Raw genomic sequence first — 20255 nt, forward strand, 5'->3', positions numbered from 1 at the left:
CTTGTTGCATTAACCGCTCAGCTTATTTGGCAGAGCTGTAGGCCGCAGCCGATGCCTGCACCGCGCGCTTGTTTTTGATCAGGTAGCACACCCACATAAAGACCACCCACACCGGAATCGCGTACACCGACACGCGAATGCCCGGGATCAACAACATGATCACCAGAATGAACGCGACAAATGCCAGGCAGATGTAGTTGCCGTAGGGATACCACAGGGCCTTGAACAGCGGCGTCTGTGCTGTTTTGTCCATGTGCTGGCGGAACTTGACGTGGGAGAAGCTGATCATCGCCCAGTTGATCACCAGGGTGGCCACTACCAGCGACATCAGCAGCTCCAGCGCATCGTGGGGCATCAGGTAGTTGAGCAGGACCGCAATCACCGTGACCGCTGCCGAAGCCAGGATCGAGTTGACCGGCACACCGCGCTTGTCGATTTTGGCCAGCACTTTGGGTGCATCACCCTGCTGCGCCATCCCCAACAGCATACGGCTGTTGCAGTAGGTGCCGCTGTTGTACACCGACAGCGCTGCGGTCAGAACCACAAAGTTGAGGATATGCGCAGCCGGGTTGCTGCCCAGCATCGAGAACACTTGCACGAACGGGCTACTGCTGTAGCTGTCGCCACCGGCGTTCAGGGTTTCGAGCAACGAGTCCCACGGCGTCAGAGACAGCAGAACCACCAGGGCACCGATGTAGAAAATCAGGATGCGGTAGATCACCTGATTGATCGCCTTGGGGATCACGGTGCGTGGTTTGTCGGCTTCTGCTGCGGTGAAACCGAGCATTTCCAGACCGCCGAAGGAGAACATGATAAAGGCCATGGCCATGATCAGACCGGTCGTCCCGTTCGGGAAGAAGCCGCCGTGCTCCCACAAGTTGCTGACCGATGCCTGAGGACCGCCGCTGCCGCTGACCAGCAGGTAGCTGCCCAGGGCAATCATGCCGACGATCGCCACGACCTTGATGATCGCGAACCAGAACTCGGCCTCGCCAAACACTTTGACGTTGGTCAGGTTAATCAGGTTGATCAGGACGAAGAACGCTGCCGCCGAGGCCCAGGTTGGAATCTCCGGCCACCAGTAGTGCACGTACTTGCCGACGGCGGTCAGTTCCGACATGCCCACCAGGATGTACAGCACCCAGCAGTTCCAGCCCGACATGAAGCCGGCAAAACCGCCCCAGTACTTGTGGGCAAAGTGACTGAAGGAACCGGCGACCGGCTCTTCGACGATCATTTCGCCGAGCTGGCGCATGATCATGAAGGCAATGAAGCCGCAGATCGCATAGCCCAGAATCATCGATGGACCGGCTGACTTCAGCACCCCGGCCGAACCGAGGAACAGGCCAGTACCAATCGCGCCACCGAGGGCGATCAGCTGGATATGACGATTTTTCAGGCCGCGTTTAAGCTCGCCCGAATGCGAGGTATTTCCACTCATTGAAAAGGTCCCACACAAGGTTTGATGTGATTCAGTGCGTTGTAGCTTGAGCACCAGAGGCAGTGATCGAAGGGTCTACAACACAAATCAAACCCCAGCGCAGGCGCCAGGAATCCAAGGTTGTTTCACGAGTCATGCGTCACCTGTTTGTTTTTATCTGTGACGGAATCGAACCCGCAACGCTTGTGGCATTGCGGAATTATCAAGGCGTACGGCCTTGGCAAAATGCGCGGGTACGCAATTGAGTCACAGTTAAAACGCGGCGCATTGTACACCCGCACGAAGGCAAGATCCCATCACACAGCCGATAGCAAGACGAAACAAGCCGCCATATCGGTAGGAAGTGTCCTAAATCTATAAAACTCGGAAGATTTTCATTACAGCGAGGTGATTTCAGCGGTTTAAGGTCGGTAAGTGGCTGAATTCGTATGGATTTATTGACGCGGCGTAACGAAAAATTGCCACTTAAAAAACAACCGCACAACCTGTACAAGGCCCCTTGTGGGAGCGAGCCTGCTCGCGAATGCTCTTCGCGAGCAGGCTCGCTCCCACGGTCGAAGTATCTCTGCAGCCGTTCATGACCAAAATGGCATCAATCCGTCAGGCATAAAAAAACGCCAACCCCGAGGGGTTGGCGTTTTTTGTACAGCGCTTAAAGCTTACTGCGGCTTGCGACGGCCGAAGCCTGGACGCTGGCCGGAACCGGCCGGGGCGCCACGACGCTTGCCCGACGGTGCATCTTCAACCAGCTTGGGGCCTGAGCGGCTTGGCTTGGTTGGACGCTTGTTGACTTCGCTCGGACGCTCGGCCACTGGCGCGCCACGACCCGCAGGTACGCGGTCAGTGCGACCCGCTGGCTTGCGTGCCGGACGAGCAGCCTCATCGCGGGCAGGACGCGCCGGGCGCTCGCCTTCGATGTGCGGCTGACGCGCCGGGCGCGGAGCCAGCGGAGCACCTTCGGCAGGACGCAGAACGCGGGCAACACGATCGCCACGAGCCACAGGGCGCGAGGATTTACGTTGCATACGCTCAAGCTTGTCTTTGCTTTTGGCGTTCATTTGCGGCATGGCAACCGGCGTGAGGCCAACTTCAGCGCTGAGGATATCAACCTCAAACTGGCTCATTTCGCGCCAGCGACCCATCGGCAGGTCAGAGTTGAGGAACACCGGACCGAAACGCACGCGCTTCAGGCGGCTGACCACCAGGCCCTGGGATTCCCACAAGCGACGTACTTCACGGTTACGGCCTTCCATCACTACGCAGTGGTACCAATGGTTGAAGCCTTCGCCGCCCGGAGCCTGCTTGATGTCGGTGAAACGCGCCGGGCCGTCTTCCAGCACAACGCCGGCCTTGAGGCGCTCGATCATCTCGTCGTCCACTTCGCCACGCACACGTACCGCGTATTCACGGTCCATCTCGTAGGAAGGGTGCATCAGGCGGTTAGCCAGCTCACCGTCGGTGGTGAACATCAGCAAGCCGGTGGTGTTGATGTCCAGACGACCGATATTGATCCAGCGGCCTTCTTTTGGACGCGGCAATTTGTCGAACACGGTCGGACGGCCTTCAGGGTCGTCACGGGTGCAGATTTCGCCGTCTGGTTTGTTGTACATGATCACGCGGCGAACCGATTCGGCTGCCTCTTCACGCTTGATCACCTTGCCATCGATGGAGATGGCGTCGTGCAGGTCTACGCGCAGACCCAGGGTTGCATCTTTGCCATTGACCTTGATGCGGCCCTGGCTGATCCAACTCTCTACGTCGCGACGCGAGCCAACGCCAATACGGGCGAGGACTTTTTGCAGTTTTTCGCCTGCTGGGCCAATTTCCTGGCTGTCTTTAGGGTCTAGATCACTCATCTGGGCACCTCCCGGTGTGTCAATTCAGGCGAACGCCTGAAGTGTAAAAAATGGGCCTTGGGGCTCTATCGAGCGCCAGAGGGTCGCGAATCATACGCTGATGTTGGCCATTGCGCATCAAAGGCTAGTCACGAAGTGGCTGACTTACTTCTTTTTCCGCCGGCCGGTGGCTTCAAATGCCAGCAAACGCAGAGCCGACTCGGCCAGCACCGCACGCTTTTCGTCCTTGTCGAGCTTCTTCCAGGCCTTGATTTCACGCTTGGTGCGACCGCAACCGATGCACATGTCATCGGTGAATTTGCAGACGCCTATGCAGGGGTCTTTGGGTGAACTCATGGTTAAACCTCTCAATCAGAAGCTGGCCAAGGTCCGTAGCAGCTGCCGAAGGAACGAGGCTGCGTTCGGGCGCGAAGCGGTCGTAATAATGAAAATCCGGCGTATCTGACATACCGCACCCACTGAATTCACGACTGCTTCGCAGCCGAACGCAGCCTCGTTCCTTCGGCAGCTGCTACAAGAGCGTGTCAGTCCTCCAGCTCGCGGCGCTCTTGCTCGATGGCTTCAGCCAGTGCCTGGGCCTCAAGCTCTTCGTCGCTCATGGTCGATCGCTGCTCAAGGGCTGCAACGGCAGCGCGCAATCGCTCGCGGGCCAGTTCGGCGGCAGAGGGTTGCTGCGGTTGTGGTTGCGCTTCTACCTCTACTTCTACCTCTACTTCCGGCTCCGGAACATCAACGGGCGCAACGTCACGCAACAGGTCATCAAAGTCGGTTTTAAGACCTTCTTCCATGGTGTCCAGTTCCGTCAGCAGGGTGCGGAAGCTGGTTTCATCCTTGGGTTCTTCCGGCTCGGCACTTTCGTCGGCCAAGGCCTGAAGATGCGCAGGCACCGGAGCGTCGTCGAAATCGAGGATCGGATCAGGTTCCAGCTCACGCAACTCCGCCAGCGGCGGCAGTTCGTCGAGGCTCTTGAGGTTGAAGTGATCGAGAAACCCCTTGGTGGTTGCGAACATCGCGGGTTTGCCCGGCACGTCGCGATAGCCCACCACGCGGATCCATTCGCGCTCAAGCAGGGTTTTGACGATATGGCTGTTGACCGCCACACCTCGCACATCTTCAATTTCGCCCCGAGTAATGGGCTGGCGATAGGCAATCAGCGCCATGGTTTCAAGCATGGCTCGCGAGTAGCGTTGCGGACGCTCTTCCCACAAGCGCCCGACCCACGGCGAGTACTTTTCGCGGATCTGCAGGCGATAGCCTGAGGCAACTTCCTTGAGCTCAAACGCGCGGCCGTCACAGGATTTGCGCAGCAGCTCCAGGGCCTTTTTGAATACGGGCGGTTCCGGGCGTTCGACCTCTTCAAACAGTTCAAACAGGCGTTCAAGGCTTTGCGGCTTTCCCGAGGCCAACAGAAAGGCCTCAAGCAAGGAGGCCAGCTCGCGGGGTTCAGTCAAATTCATGGTTTCAGCTCTTTATTCGGCTCTTGCCCGCACGTGGATCGGCGCGAAGGGTTCATTTTGCACCAGCTCGACCAGCGACTCCTTGACCAGTTCAAGAACGGCCATAAAAGTCACCACCACGCCCAACTTGCCTTCTTCGGCGGTAAACAGCTCGACAAACGGCACAAAGCCACCGCCCTTGAGGCGTTCGAGGACATCGCTCATGCGTTCGCGGGTCGACAGAGCCTCACGGCTGACCTGATGACTTTCAAACATGTCGGTTCGGCGCAGCACTTCAGCCATGGACATCAGCAACTCTTCCAGGGCTACATCCGGCACCAGCTTGCGGGCCCGCGCTTCAGGGGCATCGAGTTTGGGCACGAAGACCTCGCGCCCTACCCGGCTCAATCCTTCAATCCCTTCAGCAGCAGCCTTGAAACGCTCGTATTGCTGCAAGCGGCGAATCAGTTCGGCGCGTGGGTCGCCTTCGTCCTCTTCGATCTCGACCGAACGAGGCAGCAGCATCCGGGATTTGATCTCGGCCAGCATGGCGGCCATAACCAGGTACTCGGCGGCCAGTTCCAGGCGCACGGTTTTCATCAGCTCGACATACCCCATGTATTGGCGGGTGATCTCCGCCACAGGAATGTCGAGGATGTCGATGTTTTGCTTGCGGATCAGGTAGAGCAGCAGGTCGAGCGGGCCTTCAAAGGCATCAAGAAACACCTCCAGTGCATCCGGCGGGATGTACAGGTCTTGCGGCATTTCGATGACCGCCTGGCCATAGACCATAGCGAGGGACAGTTCTTGCTGGGCACCGGCCTGGGCCTCTACCGCCTCAGGGGCTTGAACTTCAGACATCAGGCCTCGACCATAAACGGTTCAGGGTCGCCGCAACCTACCCGGACAATCTCGGGATCTCCGCTGTCTACCAAGCTGATCACGGTCGACGCCTTGTTGCCGCCAAAACCGCCATCAATAATCAGGTCGACCTGTTTTTCGAGGGCATCGCGGATCTCGTACGGGTCTTCCATCGGCTCGCTCTCACCCGGCAGAATCAGCGTCACGCTCATCAGCGGTTCGCCCAGCTCTTCAAGCAGTGCCAGCGCAATCGGATGGCTCGGCACCCGCAGGCCGATGGTACGACGCTTGGGATGCAGCAGCAGGCGCGGTACTTCGCGGGTGGCGTTGAGAATGAAAGTGTAAGGACCCGGCGTATGGGCCTTGAGTAAACGAAACGTGCCGGTGTCAACCTTGGCGAACAGCCCCAGCTGCGAAAGGTCGCAGCACATCAGGGTGAAGTTGTGCTTGTCGTCCAGGTTTCGCAGGCGCTTGATCCGCTCGATCGCACTCTTGTCACCCATCTGGCAACCCACGGCGTAGGACGAATCGGTGGGGTAAATCACCACCCCACCCTTTTTAATGATCTCGACGGCCTGCTTGATCAGGCGCGCCTGAGGGTTTTCCGGATGAATCTGGAAAAATTGACTCACAGTGTTTACCTGTTCAGACGTTAGCAGTGGGCTGTTCATATTTGAATCGACACCACAATGGCGGCAGATCTTCCGGGACTGGGCGGTATTCGCCTATCTCGGACCAACCTCCCGGACCATGAAAATCACTGCCGGCACTGACCAGCAGACCGAACTCACGCGCAAGGATCGCCAGGCTGCCCACCTGATCGGCTGGCTGATACCCGTTGACCACTTCAATAGCGTGACCCCCAGCTTGAATATAGTCGCCAATCAGACGTCGGCGCTTGCTGCGGGTGAAATCGTAGTGCGACGGGTGCGCCAGGCTGACCCAGGCCCCGGCTGCACGCAGGGTGGCAACCGTGTCTTCAAGGGTTGGCCAATGCAGTTTGACGTCACCCAACTTGCCAGCGCCCAGCCATTTGCGAAACGCCTCGGCGCGGTCCTTGACGTAACCGGCCTCGACCAGGAAGTCGGCAAAGTGCGGGCGGGCCGGAGCATTACCGCTGTCACCCAGCCCTTGCTGGATGGCCCTTGCGCCTTCAAGCGCGCCGGGCATGCCCTTAAGCGCCAGTTTGCGGCTGATCTCCTCGGCCCGCAGCCAGCGCCCCTCATGAAGCTTGGCAATGGCCTCGACCAACGCCGGGGCATGGACATCAAAGCCGTAGCCAAGCACATGGATCGTGGCACCGCCCCAAGTACACGACAATTCGACGCCATTGATCAGGGTCATGTTCAACGCCTGCGCCGCTGTGCGGGCTTCGTCGAGGCCTTCAAGTGTGTCGTGATCGGTCAGGGCCAGGACTCGCACACCTTTCTCGAACGCACGCGCGACCAGTACCGCAGGCGCCAGGGCGCCATCGGAAGCTGTGCTATGGCAATGCAAGTCAATTTCCACGGGGATTTAATAACCTCTAGCTGACACTTTCGCTGTCATTGATGTTTGTTATTATGCCGCCACATCCTGCTTCTGGCTGCCACTGTGAAACAATTCATCGACTTCATCCCGCTGTTACTGTTTTTCATCGTTTACAAAACCGACCCACGCGTCATCGAAATCGGCGGGCACAGCCTGTCGGTAGGGGGTATCTACAGCGCTACGGCGATGTTGATTGCCAGTTCGCTGGTGGTGTACGGGATTCTGTTTTTTAAACAGCGCAAACTCGAAAAAAGCCAATGGCTGACCCTGGTTGCCTGCCTGGTGTTCGGCAGCCTGACCCTCGCCTTCCACAGCGAAACCTTCCTTAAATGGAAAGCTCCAGTGGTGAACTGGCTGTTTGCGCTGGCGTTTGCCGGCAGTCATTTCATTGGTGACAAGCTGCTGATCAAACGCATCATGGGCCACGCACTGACCCTTCCGGACGCCGTTTGGGCCCGCCTGAACCTGGCCTGGATCGCGTTTTTCCTGTTCTGCGGTGCCGCCAACCTGTTCGTTGCGTTCACCTATCAAAGCATCTGGGTCGACTTTAAAGTGTTCGGCAGCCTGGGCATGACCGTGCTGTTCCTGATTGCCCAAGGTATCTACTTGTCGCGCCATCTGCATGACACCGATCCAACCACCCCCAAGACCAAGGACTGACATGCTCTACGCCATCATTGCAACTGACGTCGCCAATTCGCTCGAAGCTCGCCTGGCTGCTCGCCCAGCGCACCTTGAGCGCTTGCAACAACTGAAAGCCGAAGGACGCATGGTGCTGGCCGGCCCGCACCCGGCCATCGACAGCAATGATCCGGGCGCAGCCGGTTTCACCGGTAGCCTGATCGTGGCAGAGTTCGAGTCTCTGACCCTCGCTCAGGCCTGGGCCGATGCCGACCCGTACATTGCTGCTGGCGTGTATGCCAATGTCAGCGTCAAGCCGTTCAAGCAAGTCCTGCCATAACCTGCCTGCCTGCGGTATCTTTGCCGGTGGCCGACGTAGACAGCGTCGGCACTGGTTAAATCGAGTAAGTCATGAGCGACCTGTTACTGATAGATGATGACGAGGAGCTGTGTGAGCTTCTGGTCAGTTGGCTGAGCCAGGAAGGCTTTCAGGTTCGCGCTTGCCACGACGGTTCAAGCGCCCGCAAGGCGTTGAACGAATCCAGCCCCGATGCCGTGGTACTGGATGTCATGCTTCCAGATGGCAGTGGTCTTGAGCTGCTCAAACAACTGCGCAACGATCATCCGGACCTGCCCGTGCTGATGCTGTCGGCCCGTGGCGAACCGCTGGACCGCATTCTGGGGCTCGAACTGGGCGCCGATGACTACCTGGCCAAACCGTGCGACCCCCGAGAGCTGACGGCCCGCCTGCGCGCTGTATTGCGCCGCAGCCACCCGGCAGCGGTATCCAGCCAGATGGAGCTGGGGGATTTGTGCTTCAGCCCCATGCGCGGCGTGGTCACGATCGACCAGCGCGACATCACGCTGACGGTGTCTGAAAGCCGGATTCTTGAAGCCCTGCTGCGTCAACCGGGCGAGCCGCTGGACAAGCAGGAACTGGCGCAGATAGCCCTGGGCCGCAAGCTGACCCTGTACGACCGCAGCCTGGACATGCACATCAGCAACCTGCGCAAGAAGATTGGCCCCCACCCCGACGGCAGCCCCCGTATTGTGGCCCTGCGCAGCCGTGGTTACTTTTACAGCGCATAACCCCTTTTTGCCGGCAGCGTATGTAAAGACCCCGAAAAACCCTCTTTACCAAAGCTTTACGCAGGGCTGACAGCGCTTGACCTTGATCTCCCTAAACTGGGCGCATCCGGATTCACCGGAACCGTAATCGAAGGAGACACACCATGCGTAAGACTCTAATTGCTTTGATGTTTGCTGCAGCACTGCCAACCGTCGCAATGGCCATGCCTGGTGGCGACGGCTCAATGGGCCCACGTCACGGTGGCGAACACCACGGTCGCGGCGATGCTCCCTACAGCCAACTGGACCTGAGCCGCGAACAGCGCCAGCAGATTGGCAAGTTGATGGGCGAGCAAATGCATGATCGCAAGCAGTTGGTCGAGAAGTACCTGGAAAAACTGCCAGCCGCTGATCAAAAAGCGCTGAAAGACGAGATCAAGGCCAAGAAGGACAAGACCCAGAGCGATATCCGCGCCGTGCTCAAGCCTGATCAGCAGAAACGTTTCGACGAGATGCAAAAGAAACGTGCCGACCGTCAGGCCGAGTGGAAGCAGTTCAAGGAATGGAAAGCACAGCAAGCTACTAAAGCGCAATAAACCGCGCGTGCATCAAGCCCAACGGCCCCTGGCCGTTGGGCTTTACTCGTTTTAAACCACAACTCGTGAGGAATTACCGTGCGATCACTGTTTTGGCGCATTCTTGCCAGCTTTTGGCTGGCAATTGCCTTGGTCGCAGGGCTGTCGATCCTGCTGGGGCATATGCTCAATCAGGACGCGTGGATTCTTTCCCGCCACCCAGGGATCGCCAACCTGGCGCAACAATGGACTGAACGCTACGAAACTCAGGGCGCCGACGCGGCGCAAGACTTCCTCGAAAAACGCAAACGTCGTTACCACATCGACGTGCAGGTACTTAACGAAAGTGGCGACCCCGTAGTACGCGGCACCTTCCCGCGCCGGGCAGCCGCCTGGGAAGCTCGCCAGCACCCGGGCGAAGAGCAGTTGCCGTGGCGCCGCCTGACGGTCGAATACACCAGCCCGAAAACCGCCGAAACTTACCTGCTGATTTATCGCATTCCGCACCCGGAACTGGATGCCTGGCATCGCCAGAGCCTGCTCTGGCCGCTGAGCGCATTGGGAATTGCCCTGGTGGTGCTGACCCTGTTCAGCCTGATGGTCACGTTGTCGATCACCCGGCCACTTAGCCGCCTGCGGGTGGCGGTGCACGATCTGGGGCAAACCACCTATCAACAGAACAGCTTGGCGCGCCTGGCCTCGCGCCGCGATGAGTTTGGCGTCCTGGCCACCGACTTCAACCGCATGGGTGCCCGCCTGCAGAGTTTGATCAGCAGTCAGCGCCAGCTGCTGCGCGACGTGTCTCACGAACTGCGCTCGCCACTGGCCCGCCTTAAAATCGCCCTGGCACTGGCTGAGCGCGCCGGACCTGAAGAGCGGGAAAAACTGTGGCCGCGGCTGACCCGCGAATGCGATCGGCTGGAGTCATTGATCAGCGAGATCCTGACCCTGGCCCGGGTTGATGCCGATCAGGCGAGCGCGGAGCACGTCGAGCTCAATGCCCTGCTCTGCGCAGTGCAAAAGGATGCGTCGATGGCGGTCCCTGAGCAACCCGTGCAATTGCATGCCGAGCCGGATTTGAGCCTCAATGGCTGGCCTTTGATGATCGAGCGTGCGGTGGATAATCTGCTGCGCAATGCGCAACGTTTCAACCCGCCCGGCCAGCCGATCGAGTTGAGTGCGGCGCGCGAGGGCGAGCACATCACCATCAAGGTTCGCGACCACGGACCTGGAGCGGCTGAAGAGCATTTGACGCAGCTTGGCGAACCGTTCTTCCGCGCACCCGGCCAGACAGCCGCCGGGCACGGATTGGGACTGGCGATTGCACGCCGTGCGGCGGAACGTCATGGCGGCCGCCTGGTACTGGGCAATCACCCGGACGGCGGGTTTATCGCCACCCTGGAGTTACCGCTGGAGCCCAACGGCAATCTGTGAAGGTTGCGCTTTCACTCAATGCGTAGCAGCTGTCGAGCTCCGCGAGGCAGCTGCTACGAGTATGTGTGCTTCTTAATTGACCGACCACGCCTTCACGAACTCGGCGCTATCCACTTTCGGCGCGGTACGCAGTTCGTTCTGCGGTGTCCCAAGATACAAAAACGCCACTACTTCTTCGCCTTCGCCCAAGCCCAAACCTTTGGCGACGTGCGGTGCATAGGATAACTCGCCCGTGCGCCATACCGCGCCAACGCCCTGGGCATAAGCCGCCAGTTCAATGGCATGGGCCGCGCAGCCTGCAGTAATCAACTGCTCAGACTTCGGTACTTTGAAGTGATCCTGCAAACGGGCAATCACCACTACCACCAAAGGTGCACGCAAAGGCATGGCGCGAGCCTTGTCCAACGCCGCTTGTGTCACCTCGCCACCCTGGGCCTGCACGGCCTCGGCAAGTATTTCACCCAATTGATTGCGCGCTTCGCCTTCAACCGTCAAAAAACGGTAAGGACGCAACTGGCCGTGATCCGGCGCACGCAGTGCGGCCGCAAAAAGTACTTCACGTTGCTCAGCCGTTGGCGCCGGATCAAGCAAGCGCGGGGCAGAAACACGGTTGAGCAAAGCGTCGAGAGCCTCCATTGGCCACCTCCTGAAGAAAATGTGCAGCTATTCTAACGGTATCTCCCTAAGGCCTGGCGGTTTACATAGCCCAGACCACAGGTAGAATGGCGCCCCTCTTTCATGCCCGAGCTGACTTCATGGCGTTGCCGACCTTACGCATCATCGGTTTTATTATCGGCATCTTCCTGATTACGCTCGCGATCAGCATGGCTGTGCCCATGCTGACCCTGGTGATTTACGACCACTTGGGCGACTTGCCGTCTTTCCTGTGGGCCAGCCTGATTACCTTTATTGCCGGTTTGGCGCTGGTGGTACCTGGACGCCCCGAGCAGGTTCACCTGCGCCCCCGGGACATGTACCTGCTGACAGTGTCCAGCTGGGTCATCGTGTGTATCTTCGCCGCGCTGCCATTTTTGCTGACGCAGCACATCAGCTACACCGACTCTTTTTTCGAAAGCATGTCCGGCATTACCGCCACCGGTTCCACGGTATTGAGCGGGCTGGACACCATGTCCCCCGGCATTTTGATGTGGCGCTCAATGCTCCACTGGCTCGGGGGCATTGGCTTTATCGGTATGGCGGTAGCGATTTTGCCCTTGCTGCGAATCGGTGGCATGCGCCTGTTCCAGACCGAATCTTCTGACCGTTCGGAAAAGGTCATGCCCCGCTCGCACATGGTGGCCAGACTGATAGTGGCCGCCTATGTCGGCATCACCATCATCGGTAGCCTGGCGTTCTGGTGGGCGGGCATGAGTGTGTTTGACGCGATCAACCACGCCATGTCGGCCATTTCCACCGGTGGATTCTCGACCTCTGACCAGTCGCTGGCCAAATGGTCACAACCGGCGGTGCACTGGGTAGCCATTGCCGTAATGATCATGGGCAGCTTGCCGTTTACCCTGTATGTCGCCACCCTGCGCGGCCATCGCAAGGCGCTGATCAAGGACCAACAGGTACAAGGCTTGCTCGGTTTGCTGCTGGTGACCTGGATCGTACTCAGCGCCTGGCTGTGGTGGACCACCAACATGCCCTACTGGGACGCCTTTCGCCATGTGGCGCTGAACGTAACTTCGGTTGTTACGACCACAGGCTTTGCGCTGGGCGACTACAGCCTGTGGGGCAATTTCTCGCTTATGCTGTTTTTCTATCTGGGCTTTATTGGCGGGTGTTCGGGCTCGACCGCAGGCGGAATCAAGATTTTCCGCTTTCAAGTGGCCTATATCCTGCTCAAGGCCAACCTTAATCAGCTGATCCACCCCCGCGCGGTGATCAAGCAGAAGTACAACGGCCACCGCCTCGACGAAGAAATCGTACGCTCGATTTTGACCTTTTCGTTCTTCTTTGCCATCACCATTTGCGTGATCGCCCTGGCCCTTTCGTTGCTGGGGCTGGACTGGATGACCGCCCTCACCGGCGCTGCCAGTACCGTGTCCGGCGTTGGACCGGGGCTGGGCGAAACCATTGGCCCCTCCGGCAACTTCGCGAGCCTGCCGGATGCAGCCAAGTGGATTCTGTCCCTGGGCATGTTGCTGGGGCGCCTTGAGATCATTACCGTGTTCGTACTGTGCATTCCGGCATTCTGGCGGCACTGATCCACACATGAGGTCGCCATGGACCAAATCCTGTCACTGCGTCATTACCGCCAAGAGGTGATTGCTCACAGCCATGAGCACGCGCAGGTGGTGATCAGTCTGTCCGGCAAACTCGATTTCGAAGTGGACGGGCGCGCCAGCCTGTTGCGCCAGCAACACCTGATCATTATTCCCGCAGGTGCCCACCACACCTGCGGCAGCCCGCAAGGCAGCCACTGCCTGGTGCTCGATGTTCCGGGGCAAAACTGGCTCGGGCAAACCCTGGGCGAGCACGCCGATGCCAGCCGTCGCTTGCTCGACACGACCGGTCACTTGATCCTGGACCCCAGGCAACATCAATTGGTGAGCTGGCTGGCCAGCAGTCCTGTGAGTGATCCGCTGATTGCCCGCCAGGGTGCGATCCTGCTGTTGGCCAGTTTGAACCAGCTTGCACCCGAACAGGTTCAACCCAAACGCCTGCCCTATGCCGCCATGGATGCCTACATCGAGCAAAACGCCGCCTACCCGCTGCAGGTCGCGGACCTGGCACACATCGCTGGCCTATCCTGCGCCCGCTTGCACAGTCGTTTTGTCAGCGAGAGCGGGCAGACTCCCATGGACTACATTCGCCAACGCCGCCTGTACAGCGGCTTGACGCTGTTACGCCACAGCGCTCTGCCCATTGGCGAAGTCGCCAGCCGTGTCGGTTACAGTTCACAAAGCGCTTTTGCAGCCGCCATGCTCCGGGAATTCGGCGCCTCGCCTTCGGTGCTGCGCCGCGAGTCTGGCGACAACTGACGCCAGTCTCACGACAGACAGCCCCCCGCCCTGCCCCTTAGACTGCACGTCTTGCCCGTATTGATTTAAGGAATGCAATGACTCCGCGTACCGCCTTGGGCGCTCTGCATATCGGCGCCTTGCTGTTTGGCATGACTGGCGTTTTCGGCAAGCTTGCGGCCGCTTCAGCTTCGGTCATCGTTTTTGGTCGCGCCGCATTTGCGGTGCTGGCGCTGGTCTGTTTCGCCGGGCTGGCCAAAGGCTGCTGGTACAAACTGACCCTGCGCGATGCCCGCAATCTGCTGTTAAGCGGTTTGCTGCTGGCCGGGCACTGGGTGAGTTTTTTTGTTTCGGTCAAGATCGCCGGGGTCGCGATTGCGACCTTGGGCTTTGCCAGTTTTCCGGCGTTTACGGTGATTCTCGAAGGATTGATTTTTCGCGAACGCATCCGGCTCAACGAAATCATTCTGGTGGTTCTGGTCAGCGTCGGGCTGATTCTCGTCACCCCCAGTTTCGATCTGGCCAGCCAGGCCACCGAAGGGCTGCTGTGGTCAATCGCCTCGGGGCTGCTGTTCTCTTTGCTGTCGCTGAACAACCGCGCCAACGCGGGACGAGTTCCGGCCGTGCAGGCAGCCATGTGGCAAAACGTGGTAGTCGCCTTTTGCCTGCTGCCATTTGCCGCCCCGCAGCTGAACGATGTTCGCCCGCTGGACTGGCTGTGGATCTGCCTGCTCGGCGTACTTTGCACCGGGCTGGCTCACAGCCTGTTCGTCGCAAGCCTGGCAGTGATCAAAGCGCGCACAGCTGCCGTGGTCTTTGCCTTGGAGCCGGTCTACGGCATCACTCTGGCATGGCTGCTGTTCCACGAAACACCTTCGCTGCGCATGCTACTGGGCGGGGTGCTGATTATTGTTGCGATTGTGGTGTCGAGCCGCATGGCCAGCGGCCCCGCTACGGGCAAGTCAACACTGGACGCCGCCGCTCACTGAACCCGATCGTTATGCCCGAGGTCGCGCTGTGGATCGATCTGGTCGCGAACGCGCTGCTTGAGCACCTTGGCCTCGGGAAAGCCGCCATCGGCCTTGCGCTCCCAGATCTGTACGCCATCGCAAGTGATGCGAAACACCCCACCGGTGCCCGGCTCCAGCGCGACCCTGCCAAGGTCTTCGGCAAACGTGCTGAGCAACTCCTGGGCCAGCCAGGCAGCGCGCAACAGCCACTGGCATTGGGTGCAGTAGGTGATGACAATTTCGGGTTTGTTTGACGACATGATTTCAAAGGCTCTTGAAGGAAAGGCGCCGCTATAATAGCCGCCTTTGTCGCTTGCCCAGAGATTCATGATGCGCCGCCTGCTGAGCTGTTTACTCCTGTGTTTATGCCCCTTGGTGCTGTTTGCTGCCGAAGCGGCCAAGCCAAAAATCGGCCTGGTACTGTCCGGAGGGGCGGCCCGTGGCCTGGCCCACGTCGGCGTACTCAAGGCGCTCGAAGAGCAAGGCATTCATATCGATGCCATCGCGGGCACCAGCATGGGGGCAGTGATCGGCGGGCTGTATGCCTCGGGCTACAAGATCGATGAGCTGGAAAAACTCGCGCTGGGCATCGACTGGCAGGAAGCCCTGTCAGACGCTCCGGCCCGCGAAGACATACCGTTCCGGCGCAAGCAGGATGACCGTGATTTTCTGGTCAAACAAAAACTCAGTTTTCGCGATGATGGCAGTCTGGGCTTGCCATTGGGCGTGATCCAGGGCCAGAACCTGTCGTTGCTGCTCGAAAGTTTGCTAGCTCATAGCAGCGACATCCGTGATTTCGACAAGCTGCCGATCCCGTTTCGTGCCGTGGCCACCGATATCGTCAATGGCGAAAAGGTGGTGTTTCGCAAGGGCCATCTGCCCCAGGTGATCCGCGCGAGTATGTCGATCCCGGCGGTATTCGCCCCGGTTGAGATCAACGGGCAACTGCTGGTTGACGGGGGCATGGTCGACAATATTCCCGTGGATGTAGCCCGCGAGATGGGCGTGGACATGGTCATCGTGGTGGACATCGGCACCCCGCTTCGGGGGCGCAAAGAACTCAACACCGTGTTCGATATCCTCAACCAGTCCATTACCCTGATGACCCGCAGCAACTCCGAAGTGCAGCTGGCGTCGCTCAAACCGGACGACATCCTGATCCAGCCCGCGCTGGCCAGTTATGGCGCCACCGATTTTGGTCGCTCGCAAGACATCATCAACGCCGGCTACCGCGCCACGCAGATACTCGAAAAGCGCCTGGCCAGCTTGCACCATGACTCCAATACTCAGTTGGCTGAGGCCCGAACTCCCGAAGAACGCACCCCGGTCATTACCGCGATCAAGATCGAAAACGATTCGAAAATCGGCGACTCGGTGATCCGCTATTACATTCGCCAGCCCATAGGCGAACCGCTGGACCTGGGCCGTTTGCAACGGGATATGGGCACGCTGTACGGGCTGGACTACTTCGATCAGGTGCAGTACCGCGTGGTGCACAAAGGCCAGGACCGCACGCTGGTCATCAGCGCCCGTGGCAAACGCAGCGGTACTGACTATCTTCGCCTGGGGCTGAACCTGTCTGACGATATGCGCGGCGACAGCGCGTTCAATATCGGCGCCAGTTACCGCATCAACGGCATCAACACCCTGGGTGCCGAGTGGCTGACCCGGGTACAGATTGGCGACAAGCAAGAGCTGTACAGCGAGTTTTATCAGCCGCTGGATGCGGGCTCGAGGTACTTTGTAGCGCCCTACATCAACGCCCAGTCACAAAACGTGGAAGCCATCCTCGATAACGACCCTATTGCCGAGTACCGACTTGAGCGTTACGGCTTTGGCCTGAATTTTGGTCGCCAAATCGGCAACAGCGGCGAGATCCGCCTGGGGGTGGGCGAGGCATGGGGCAAGGCCGACGTGCGAATTGGCGAGCGTGACTTGCCAAGCACCAGCTTCAATGAAGGCTTCTACGACCTGAAATACTCCTTCGACTCTCTGGATAACGTGTACTTCCCCCACTCCGGTGAAGACATCAACCTGAGCGTGCGTCAATTCGATCCGGGCATCGGTTCGGACGAGCGTTATCGTCAATGGGAGTTCAATCTGGACAAGGCCCTGAGTTCGGGACCCGACACCTGGATTTTGGGCGGACGCTACGGGCGCACGCTGGACAAGGCCAATGTGGTGACATCGAGCTTCCTGCTCGGCGGCGCACGGCAGTTGTCGGGGTTCAGGGAAGACGGGATTTCGGGACAGAACATCAGCCTGATGCGTGCCGTGTACTATCGCCGCCTCACGCCGCGCTCATACTTGCCGTTTGATTTCCCGCTGTATGCCGGTGCCTCGCTGGAACGCGGGCGCGCCTGGAACAACGACAACGAGTTCGACAGCGGCTATATCAATGCGGCGAGTATTTTTATCGGTTTCGACACACCGCTGGGCCCGCTGAACTTCAGCTATGGCTTTAACGATGATGACCAAAAGGCGCTGTATTTGAATTTGGGGCAGACGTTCTGACGATTCAAACCAATGTGGGAGCGAGCCTGCTCGCGATGCTGGCAGCACGGTCTTCCAAAGAGACCGCAGTGATGCCATCGCGAGCAGGCTCGCTCCCACAAGGGGAAATGTGCAGGGATCAGTGCTTTTCGAGGTTATCCAGAATGCGCTTGTGAACGCGCAGGCAAATACGCTGCTCTTCTTCGTCGACGCCCACAAACAACTCTTGGCGCAAGGCCGTGGCGATGGCTTCGATCTGCTCGATCAACGGGCGGGCGGAGTCACTCAGGACGATTTTCTTGGCGCGGCGGTCTTCGACCACCGAGTGACGCTGAACCAGGCCCTGGGCTTCAAGGCTGTCGAGCAAACGAGCAAGGGTCGGGCCTTCAACGCCAACGCTTTGGGCCAGTTCGCGCTGAGTAGGCGCCTCGTCAAAACGGGCCAGATGCAAGAGCACCAACCAGCGCGCCTGGGACAACCCCAGACCGGCAAGACGACGATCCAGCTCGGCACGCCAGCCACGGGACATTTGGGCCAGTTGCATACCAAAACGGTGCTGATCGGTTAACGGCATAAAAAACTCGATGATTAGACTGAAAATAGAGTGAAGCTAATTATTAGTCAGCTAAGCATGCCGCTTGCTCATAGGCAAGAGGTGCAAGTCAATCAATCGTTACATAATCAGCTACATGGTCACATTTCAAACTCAGATTGCAGGGCTGCACGCACGCAATACAGCACACCTTCCGGGACACGCCCCTTGAACTGCTCGGCGATACTGGCAACGCTCGGCAGTTCGCCTTCACCATCCAGGAACGCATCCTGTACTTCTTCCATCAGGTCTTCAGGCAAGTCCAGCGCCTGTTCCAGCGATAGCTCCTGACGACCAATGGCTTCGGCCAGCATTGTGTAAACGTTCTTTTCCGAACACTGCAATTGTCCGCTGATCTGCATTGGGGTCATGCCGGCACGGGCCAGGCTGATCAGCTCGTGGCGAATATCGGCCACCACTTTGGGCGTTTCGGCTTGCCCGCCCAACACTTCGAGGAACGCCTCGCCGTACCGCTCCAGCTTGCGCGCACCCACACCACTGACCGTTGCCATCTCGGACAGGGAGGTGGGTTGGCTACGCAACATTTCGAGCAAGGTTGAGTCGGGAAAGATGACGTAAGGCGGCACACCGTGCTCTTCGGCCAACTTGCGCCGCAACGCGCGCAGGGCTTCCCACTGTTCTCGCTCTTCGCCACGCACCAATTGACTGGCCGGGCTGGCAGAGCTGCTCTTGACTGTGGTTTGCGGCTTGAGCTCGCGGCGCAGCTCCAGGGTCACTTCGCCACGCAGCAAAGGCCGGCAGCTGTCGCTCAGACGCAAACCGCCAAAGCCTTCGATATCAATATCGGCCAGACCACGGGCCACCAACTGGCGGAACAGCGTGCGCCATTCGCCTTCGCTACGGTCTTTGCCGACACCGAACACGGCCAGGTGCTGATGCCCCATGCTGCGGGTCTTTTCGTTTTCTCGCCCCAGCAGCACGTCGATCAAATGCCCGGTGCCATAACGCTGACCCGTGCGATAAATCGTCGAGAGTGCCTGACGTGCAGGCTCGGTGGCATCCCAGGTTTGAACGCCATCCATGCAGTTATCGCAATGCCCGCAAGGCTGTGGCATATCTTCATCAAAATACGCGAGCAGGGTCTGACGGCGGCAGCGGGTTTCTTCGCACAACGACAACATCGCATCGAGCTTGTGGTGCTCAAGACGCTTATGGCGCTCGTCGCCTTCGGAGTTTTGCAGCATTTGCTTGAGCATCACCACGTCTTGCAGACCGTAGGCCATCCAGGCATCAGCCGGCAGGCCATCGCGCCCTGCACGACCGGTCTCCTGGTAATAAGCCTCAAGGGACTTGGGCAGATCCAGATGCGCGACAAAACGTACGTTGGATTTATCGATACCCATGCCGAACGCGATGGTCGCTACCATGATCAGCCCTTCCTCATTGAGGAAGCGCTTTTGGTTGGCGGCGCGGGTTTCACTCGGCAAACCGGCGTGATACGGCAAGGCCGGGAAGCCCTGCTCGCACAGAAACTTCGCCACCTCATCGACCTTTTTGCGCGACAGGCAGTACACAATGCCTGCGTCGCTGCGGCGCTCCGAGAGAAATGCCAGCAACTGCTTGCGCGGCTGTTCTTTAGGCACAATGCGGTAAAAGATGTTGGGACGGTCAAAGCTCGACAAAAAACGTTCTGCGTTCTGCAAATGCAGGCGGGTGACGATTTCTTCGCGAGTACGCTTGTCTGCCGTGGCGGTCAGGGCGATACGCGGCACATTGGGGAACACTTCGGCCAACTGGCCCAATTGCAGGTATTCCGGGCGGAAGTCGTGACCCCACTGCGATACGCAATGGGCTTCGTCGATGGCAAACAGGGCGATATCCAGGCTCTGCAAAAACGCCATCATGCGCGGTTGCACCAGACGTTCGGGGGCCAGGTAAAGCATTTTGACTTCACCGCGCTTGATGCGGTTGGCCAGATCACGCTGTTGTTCGGCGCTGAGGGTCGAATTCAAGGCCGCAGCTGCCACCCCGAGTTCTTCAAGGGTTGCCACCTGATCGTCCATCAAGGCGATCAATGGCGAGACCACTACCGCCAGACCATCGCGCAGCAGTGCCGGCACCTGGAAGCACAAGGATTTGCCGCCGCCGGTCGGCATCAGCACCAAGGCGTCACCACCACTGGCCACGCGCTCAATGATGTCACCCTGACGACCACGGAAACTGTCGTAGCCGAAGATGTCTTTGAGTACGCGTTGAGCCTGTTCGAGCATAGAAACTCCAGAAATCGCCGAAACACCCCTGCGCCAGCGCGATCCGGCACGGCCGCAAGCCTTTTAAAGGCTCGGGCACAAGGCGCCGGTGCGCTACATTCATCGCAGGGCATCACAAAACGCGGCAGTATACCCGAGCAC

The 20255-nt window shown here is 59.0% G+C and carries 20 protein-coding genes; 9 read left to right on the forward strand and 11 right to left on the reverse strand.

Annotation, left to right across the window (positions count from 1 at the left end; all coding sequences use genetic code 11):
• Positions 1-22: 22 nt before the first annotated feature.
• The 7 genes from RGV06_RS06705 to RGV06_RS06735 all read right to left on the reverse strand — a co-directional run bounded on the left by RGV06_RS06705 (position 23) and on the right by RGV06_RS06735 (position 7103).
• Positions 23-1441 (reverse strand): amino acid permease, encoded by a 1419-nt coding sequence (locus tag RGV06_RS06705; protein WP_322149676.1) that lies wholly within the window; start codon positions 1439-1441, stop codon positions 23-25.
• Between the two features lie 659 nt (positions 1442-2100).
• On the reverse strand, positions 2101-3297 hold the full coding sequence (gene rluB, locus RGV06_RS06710) for a 23S rRNA pseudouridine(2605) synthase RluB (RefSeq protein WP_046809855.1): 1197 nt from the start codon (positions 3295-3297) through the stop codon (positions 2101-2103).
• A gap of 144 nt (positions 3298-3441) precedes the next feature.
• Positions 3442-3633: a DUF1289 domain-containing protein gene (locus RGV06_RS06715; protein ID WP_019828773.1), complete on the reverse strand. Its 192-nt coding sequence runs from the start codon at positions 3631-3633 to the stop codon at positions 3442-3444.
• 188 nt (positions 3634-3821) lie between these two features.
• A complete protein-coding gene (gene scpB / locus RGV06_RS06720; RefSeq protein WP_322149677.1) occupies positions 3822-4754 on the reverse strand; it encodes an SMC-Scp complex subunit ScpB in 933 nt (310 codons plus the stop codon).
• Between the two features lie 12 nt (positions 4755-4766).
• Complete coding sequence (locus RGV06_RS06725; protein ID WP_162207958.1) at positions 4767-5465, reverse strand: segregation and condensation protein A; 699 nt, start codon at positions 5463-5465, stop codon at positions 4767-4769.
• 128 nt (positions 5466-5593) lie between these two features.
• Positions 5594-6226 carry an L-threonylcarbamoyladenylate synthase gene (locus RGV06_RS06730; protein ID WP_019828770.1) on the reverse strand — a complete coding sequence of 211 codons (633 nt, stop codon included), beginning with the start codon at positions 6224-6226 and terminating at the stop codon, positions 5594-5596.
• A 13-nt stretch (positions 6227-6239) separates the two neighbouring features.
• Positions 6240-7103 carry a PHP domain-containing protein gene (locus RGV06_RS06735; protein WP_019828769.1) on the reverse strand — a complete coding sequence of 288 codons (864 nt, stop codon included), beginning with the start codon at positions 7101-7103 and terminating at the stop codon, positions 6240-6242.
• 84 nt (positions 7104-7187) lie between these two features.
• Here RGV06_RS06735 and RGV06_RS06740 point away from each other — a divergent pair, with 84 nt between their 5' ends.
• From RGV06_RS06740 to RGV06_RS06760, 5 genes are all read left to right on the forward strand, one after another.
• Positions 7188-7784 (forward strand): septation protein A, encoded by a 597-nt coding sequence (locus RGV06_RS06740; RefSeq protein WP_019828768.1) that lies wholly within the window; start codon positions 7188-7190, stop codon positions 7782-7784.
• A 1-nt stretch (position 7785) separates the two neighbouring features.
• Positions 7786-8085 (forward strand): YciI family protein, encoded by a 300-nt coding sequence (locus tag RGV06_RS06745; protein WP_019828767.1) that lies wholly within the window; start codon positions 7786-7788, stop codon positions 8083-8085.
• A gap of 71 nt (positions 8086-8156) precedes the next feature.
• Positions 8157-8834 (forward strand): response regulator transcription factor, encoded by a 678-nt coding sequence (locus RGV06_RS06750; protein ID WP_019828766.1) that lies wholly within the window; start codon positions 8157-8159, stop codon positions 8832-8834.
• 143 nt (positions 8835-8977) lie between these two features.
• The gene (locus tag RGV06_RS06755; RefSeq protein ID WP_019828765.1) at positions 8978-9409 is read left to right on the forward strand and encodes a Spy/CpxP family protein refolding chaperone; all 432 of its coding nucleotides are present in this window, start codon (positions 8978-8980) and stop codon (positions 9407-9409) included.
• 78 nt (positions 9410-9487) lie between these two features.
• The gene (locus RGV06_RS06760) at positions 9488-10822 is read left to right on the forward strand and encodes a sensor histidine kinase (protein WP_019828764.1); all 1335 of its coding nucleotides are present in this window, start codon (positions 9488-9490) and stop codon (positions 10820-10822) included.
• A 72-nt stretch (positions 10823-10894) separates the two neighbouring features.
• On the opposite strand, the gene RGV06_RS06765 is transcribed toward RGV06_RS06760, so the two are convergent.
• On the reverse strand, positions 10895-11458 hold the full coding sequence (locus tag RGV06_RS06765) for an NAD(P)H nitroreductase (RefSeq protein ID WP_019828763.1): 564 nt from the start codon (positions 11456-11458) through the stop codon (positions 10895-10897).
• A gap of 119 nt (positions 11459-11577) precedes the next feature.
• Here RGV06_RS06765 and RGV06_RS06770 point away from each other — a divergent pair, with 119 nt between their 5' ends.
• The 3 genes from RGV06_RS06770 to RGV06_RS06780 all read left to right on the forward strand — a co-directional run bounded on the left by RGV06_RS06770 (position 11578) and on the right by RGV06_RS06780 (position 14777).
• Positions 11578-13032, forward strand: coding sequence for a TrkH family potassium uptake protein (locus RGV06_RS06770; protein ID WP_019828762.1), 1455 nt, complete (start codon positions 11578-11580; stop codon positions 13030-13032).
• A gap of 18 nt (positions 13033-13050) precedes the next feature.
• Positions 13051-13809 (forward strand): helix-turn-helix transcriptional regulator, encoded by a 759-nt coding sequence (locus RGV06_RS06775; protein ID WP_046809861.1) that lies wholly within the window; start codon positions 13051-13053, stop codon positions 13807-13809.
• Between the two features lie 77 nt (positions 13810-13886).
• The gene (locus tag RGV06_RS06780) at positions 13887-14777 is read left to right on the forward strand and encodes a DMT family transporter (RefSeq protein ID WP_322149682.1); all 891 of its coding nucleotides are present in this window, start codon (positions 13887-13889) and stop codon (positions 14775-14777) included.
• Here RGV06_RS06780 and RGV06_RS06785 read toward each other — a convergent pair.
• Positions 14771-15058: a SelT/SelW/SelH family protein gene (locus RGV06_RS06785; protein ID WP_019828759.1), complete on the reverse strand. Its 288-nt coding sequence runs from the start codon at positions 15056-15058 to the stop codon at positions 14771-14773. The two genes, RGV06_RS06780 and RGV06_RS06785, sit on opposite strands and share 7 nt — an antisense overlap.
• A gap of 70 nt (positions 15059-15128) precedes the next feature.
• Here RGV06_RS06785 and RGV06_RS06790 point away from each other — a divergent pair, with 70 nt between their 5' ends.
• Positions 15129-17312, forward strand: a complete 2184-nt coding sequence (locus RGV06_RS06790) for a patatin-like phospholipase family protein (protein WP_019828758.1) — start codon at positions 15129-15131, stop codon at positions 17310-17312.
• Between the two features lie 118 nt (positions 17313-17430).
• On the opposite strand, the gene RGV06_RS06795 is transcribed toward RGV06_RS06790, so the two are convergent.
• The gene (locus RGV06_RS06795; RefSeq protein ID WP_019828757.1) at positions 17431-17865 is read right to left on the reverse strand and encodes a MarR family transcriptional regulator; all 435 of its coding nucleotides are present in this window, start codon (positions 17863-17865) and stop codon (positions 17431-17433) included.
• 119 nt (positions 17866-17984) lie between these two features.
• Positions 17985-20114, reverse strand: coding sequence for a DNA helicase RecQ (gene recQ, locus RGV06_RS06800; protein ID WP_019828756.1), 2130 nt, complete (start codon positions 20112-20114; stop codon positions 17985-17987).
• Positions 20115-20255: the final 141 nt, after the last annotated feature.

The sequence above is a fragment of the Pseudomonas sp. CCI3.1 genome, from assembly GCF_034313985.1.
GTDB lineage: Bacteria > Pseudomonadota > Gammaproteobacteria > Pseudomonadales > Pseudomonadaceae > Aquipseudomonas > Aquipseudomonas psychrophila.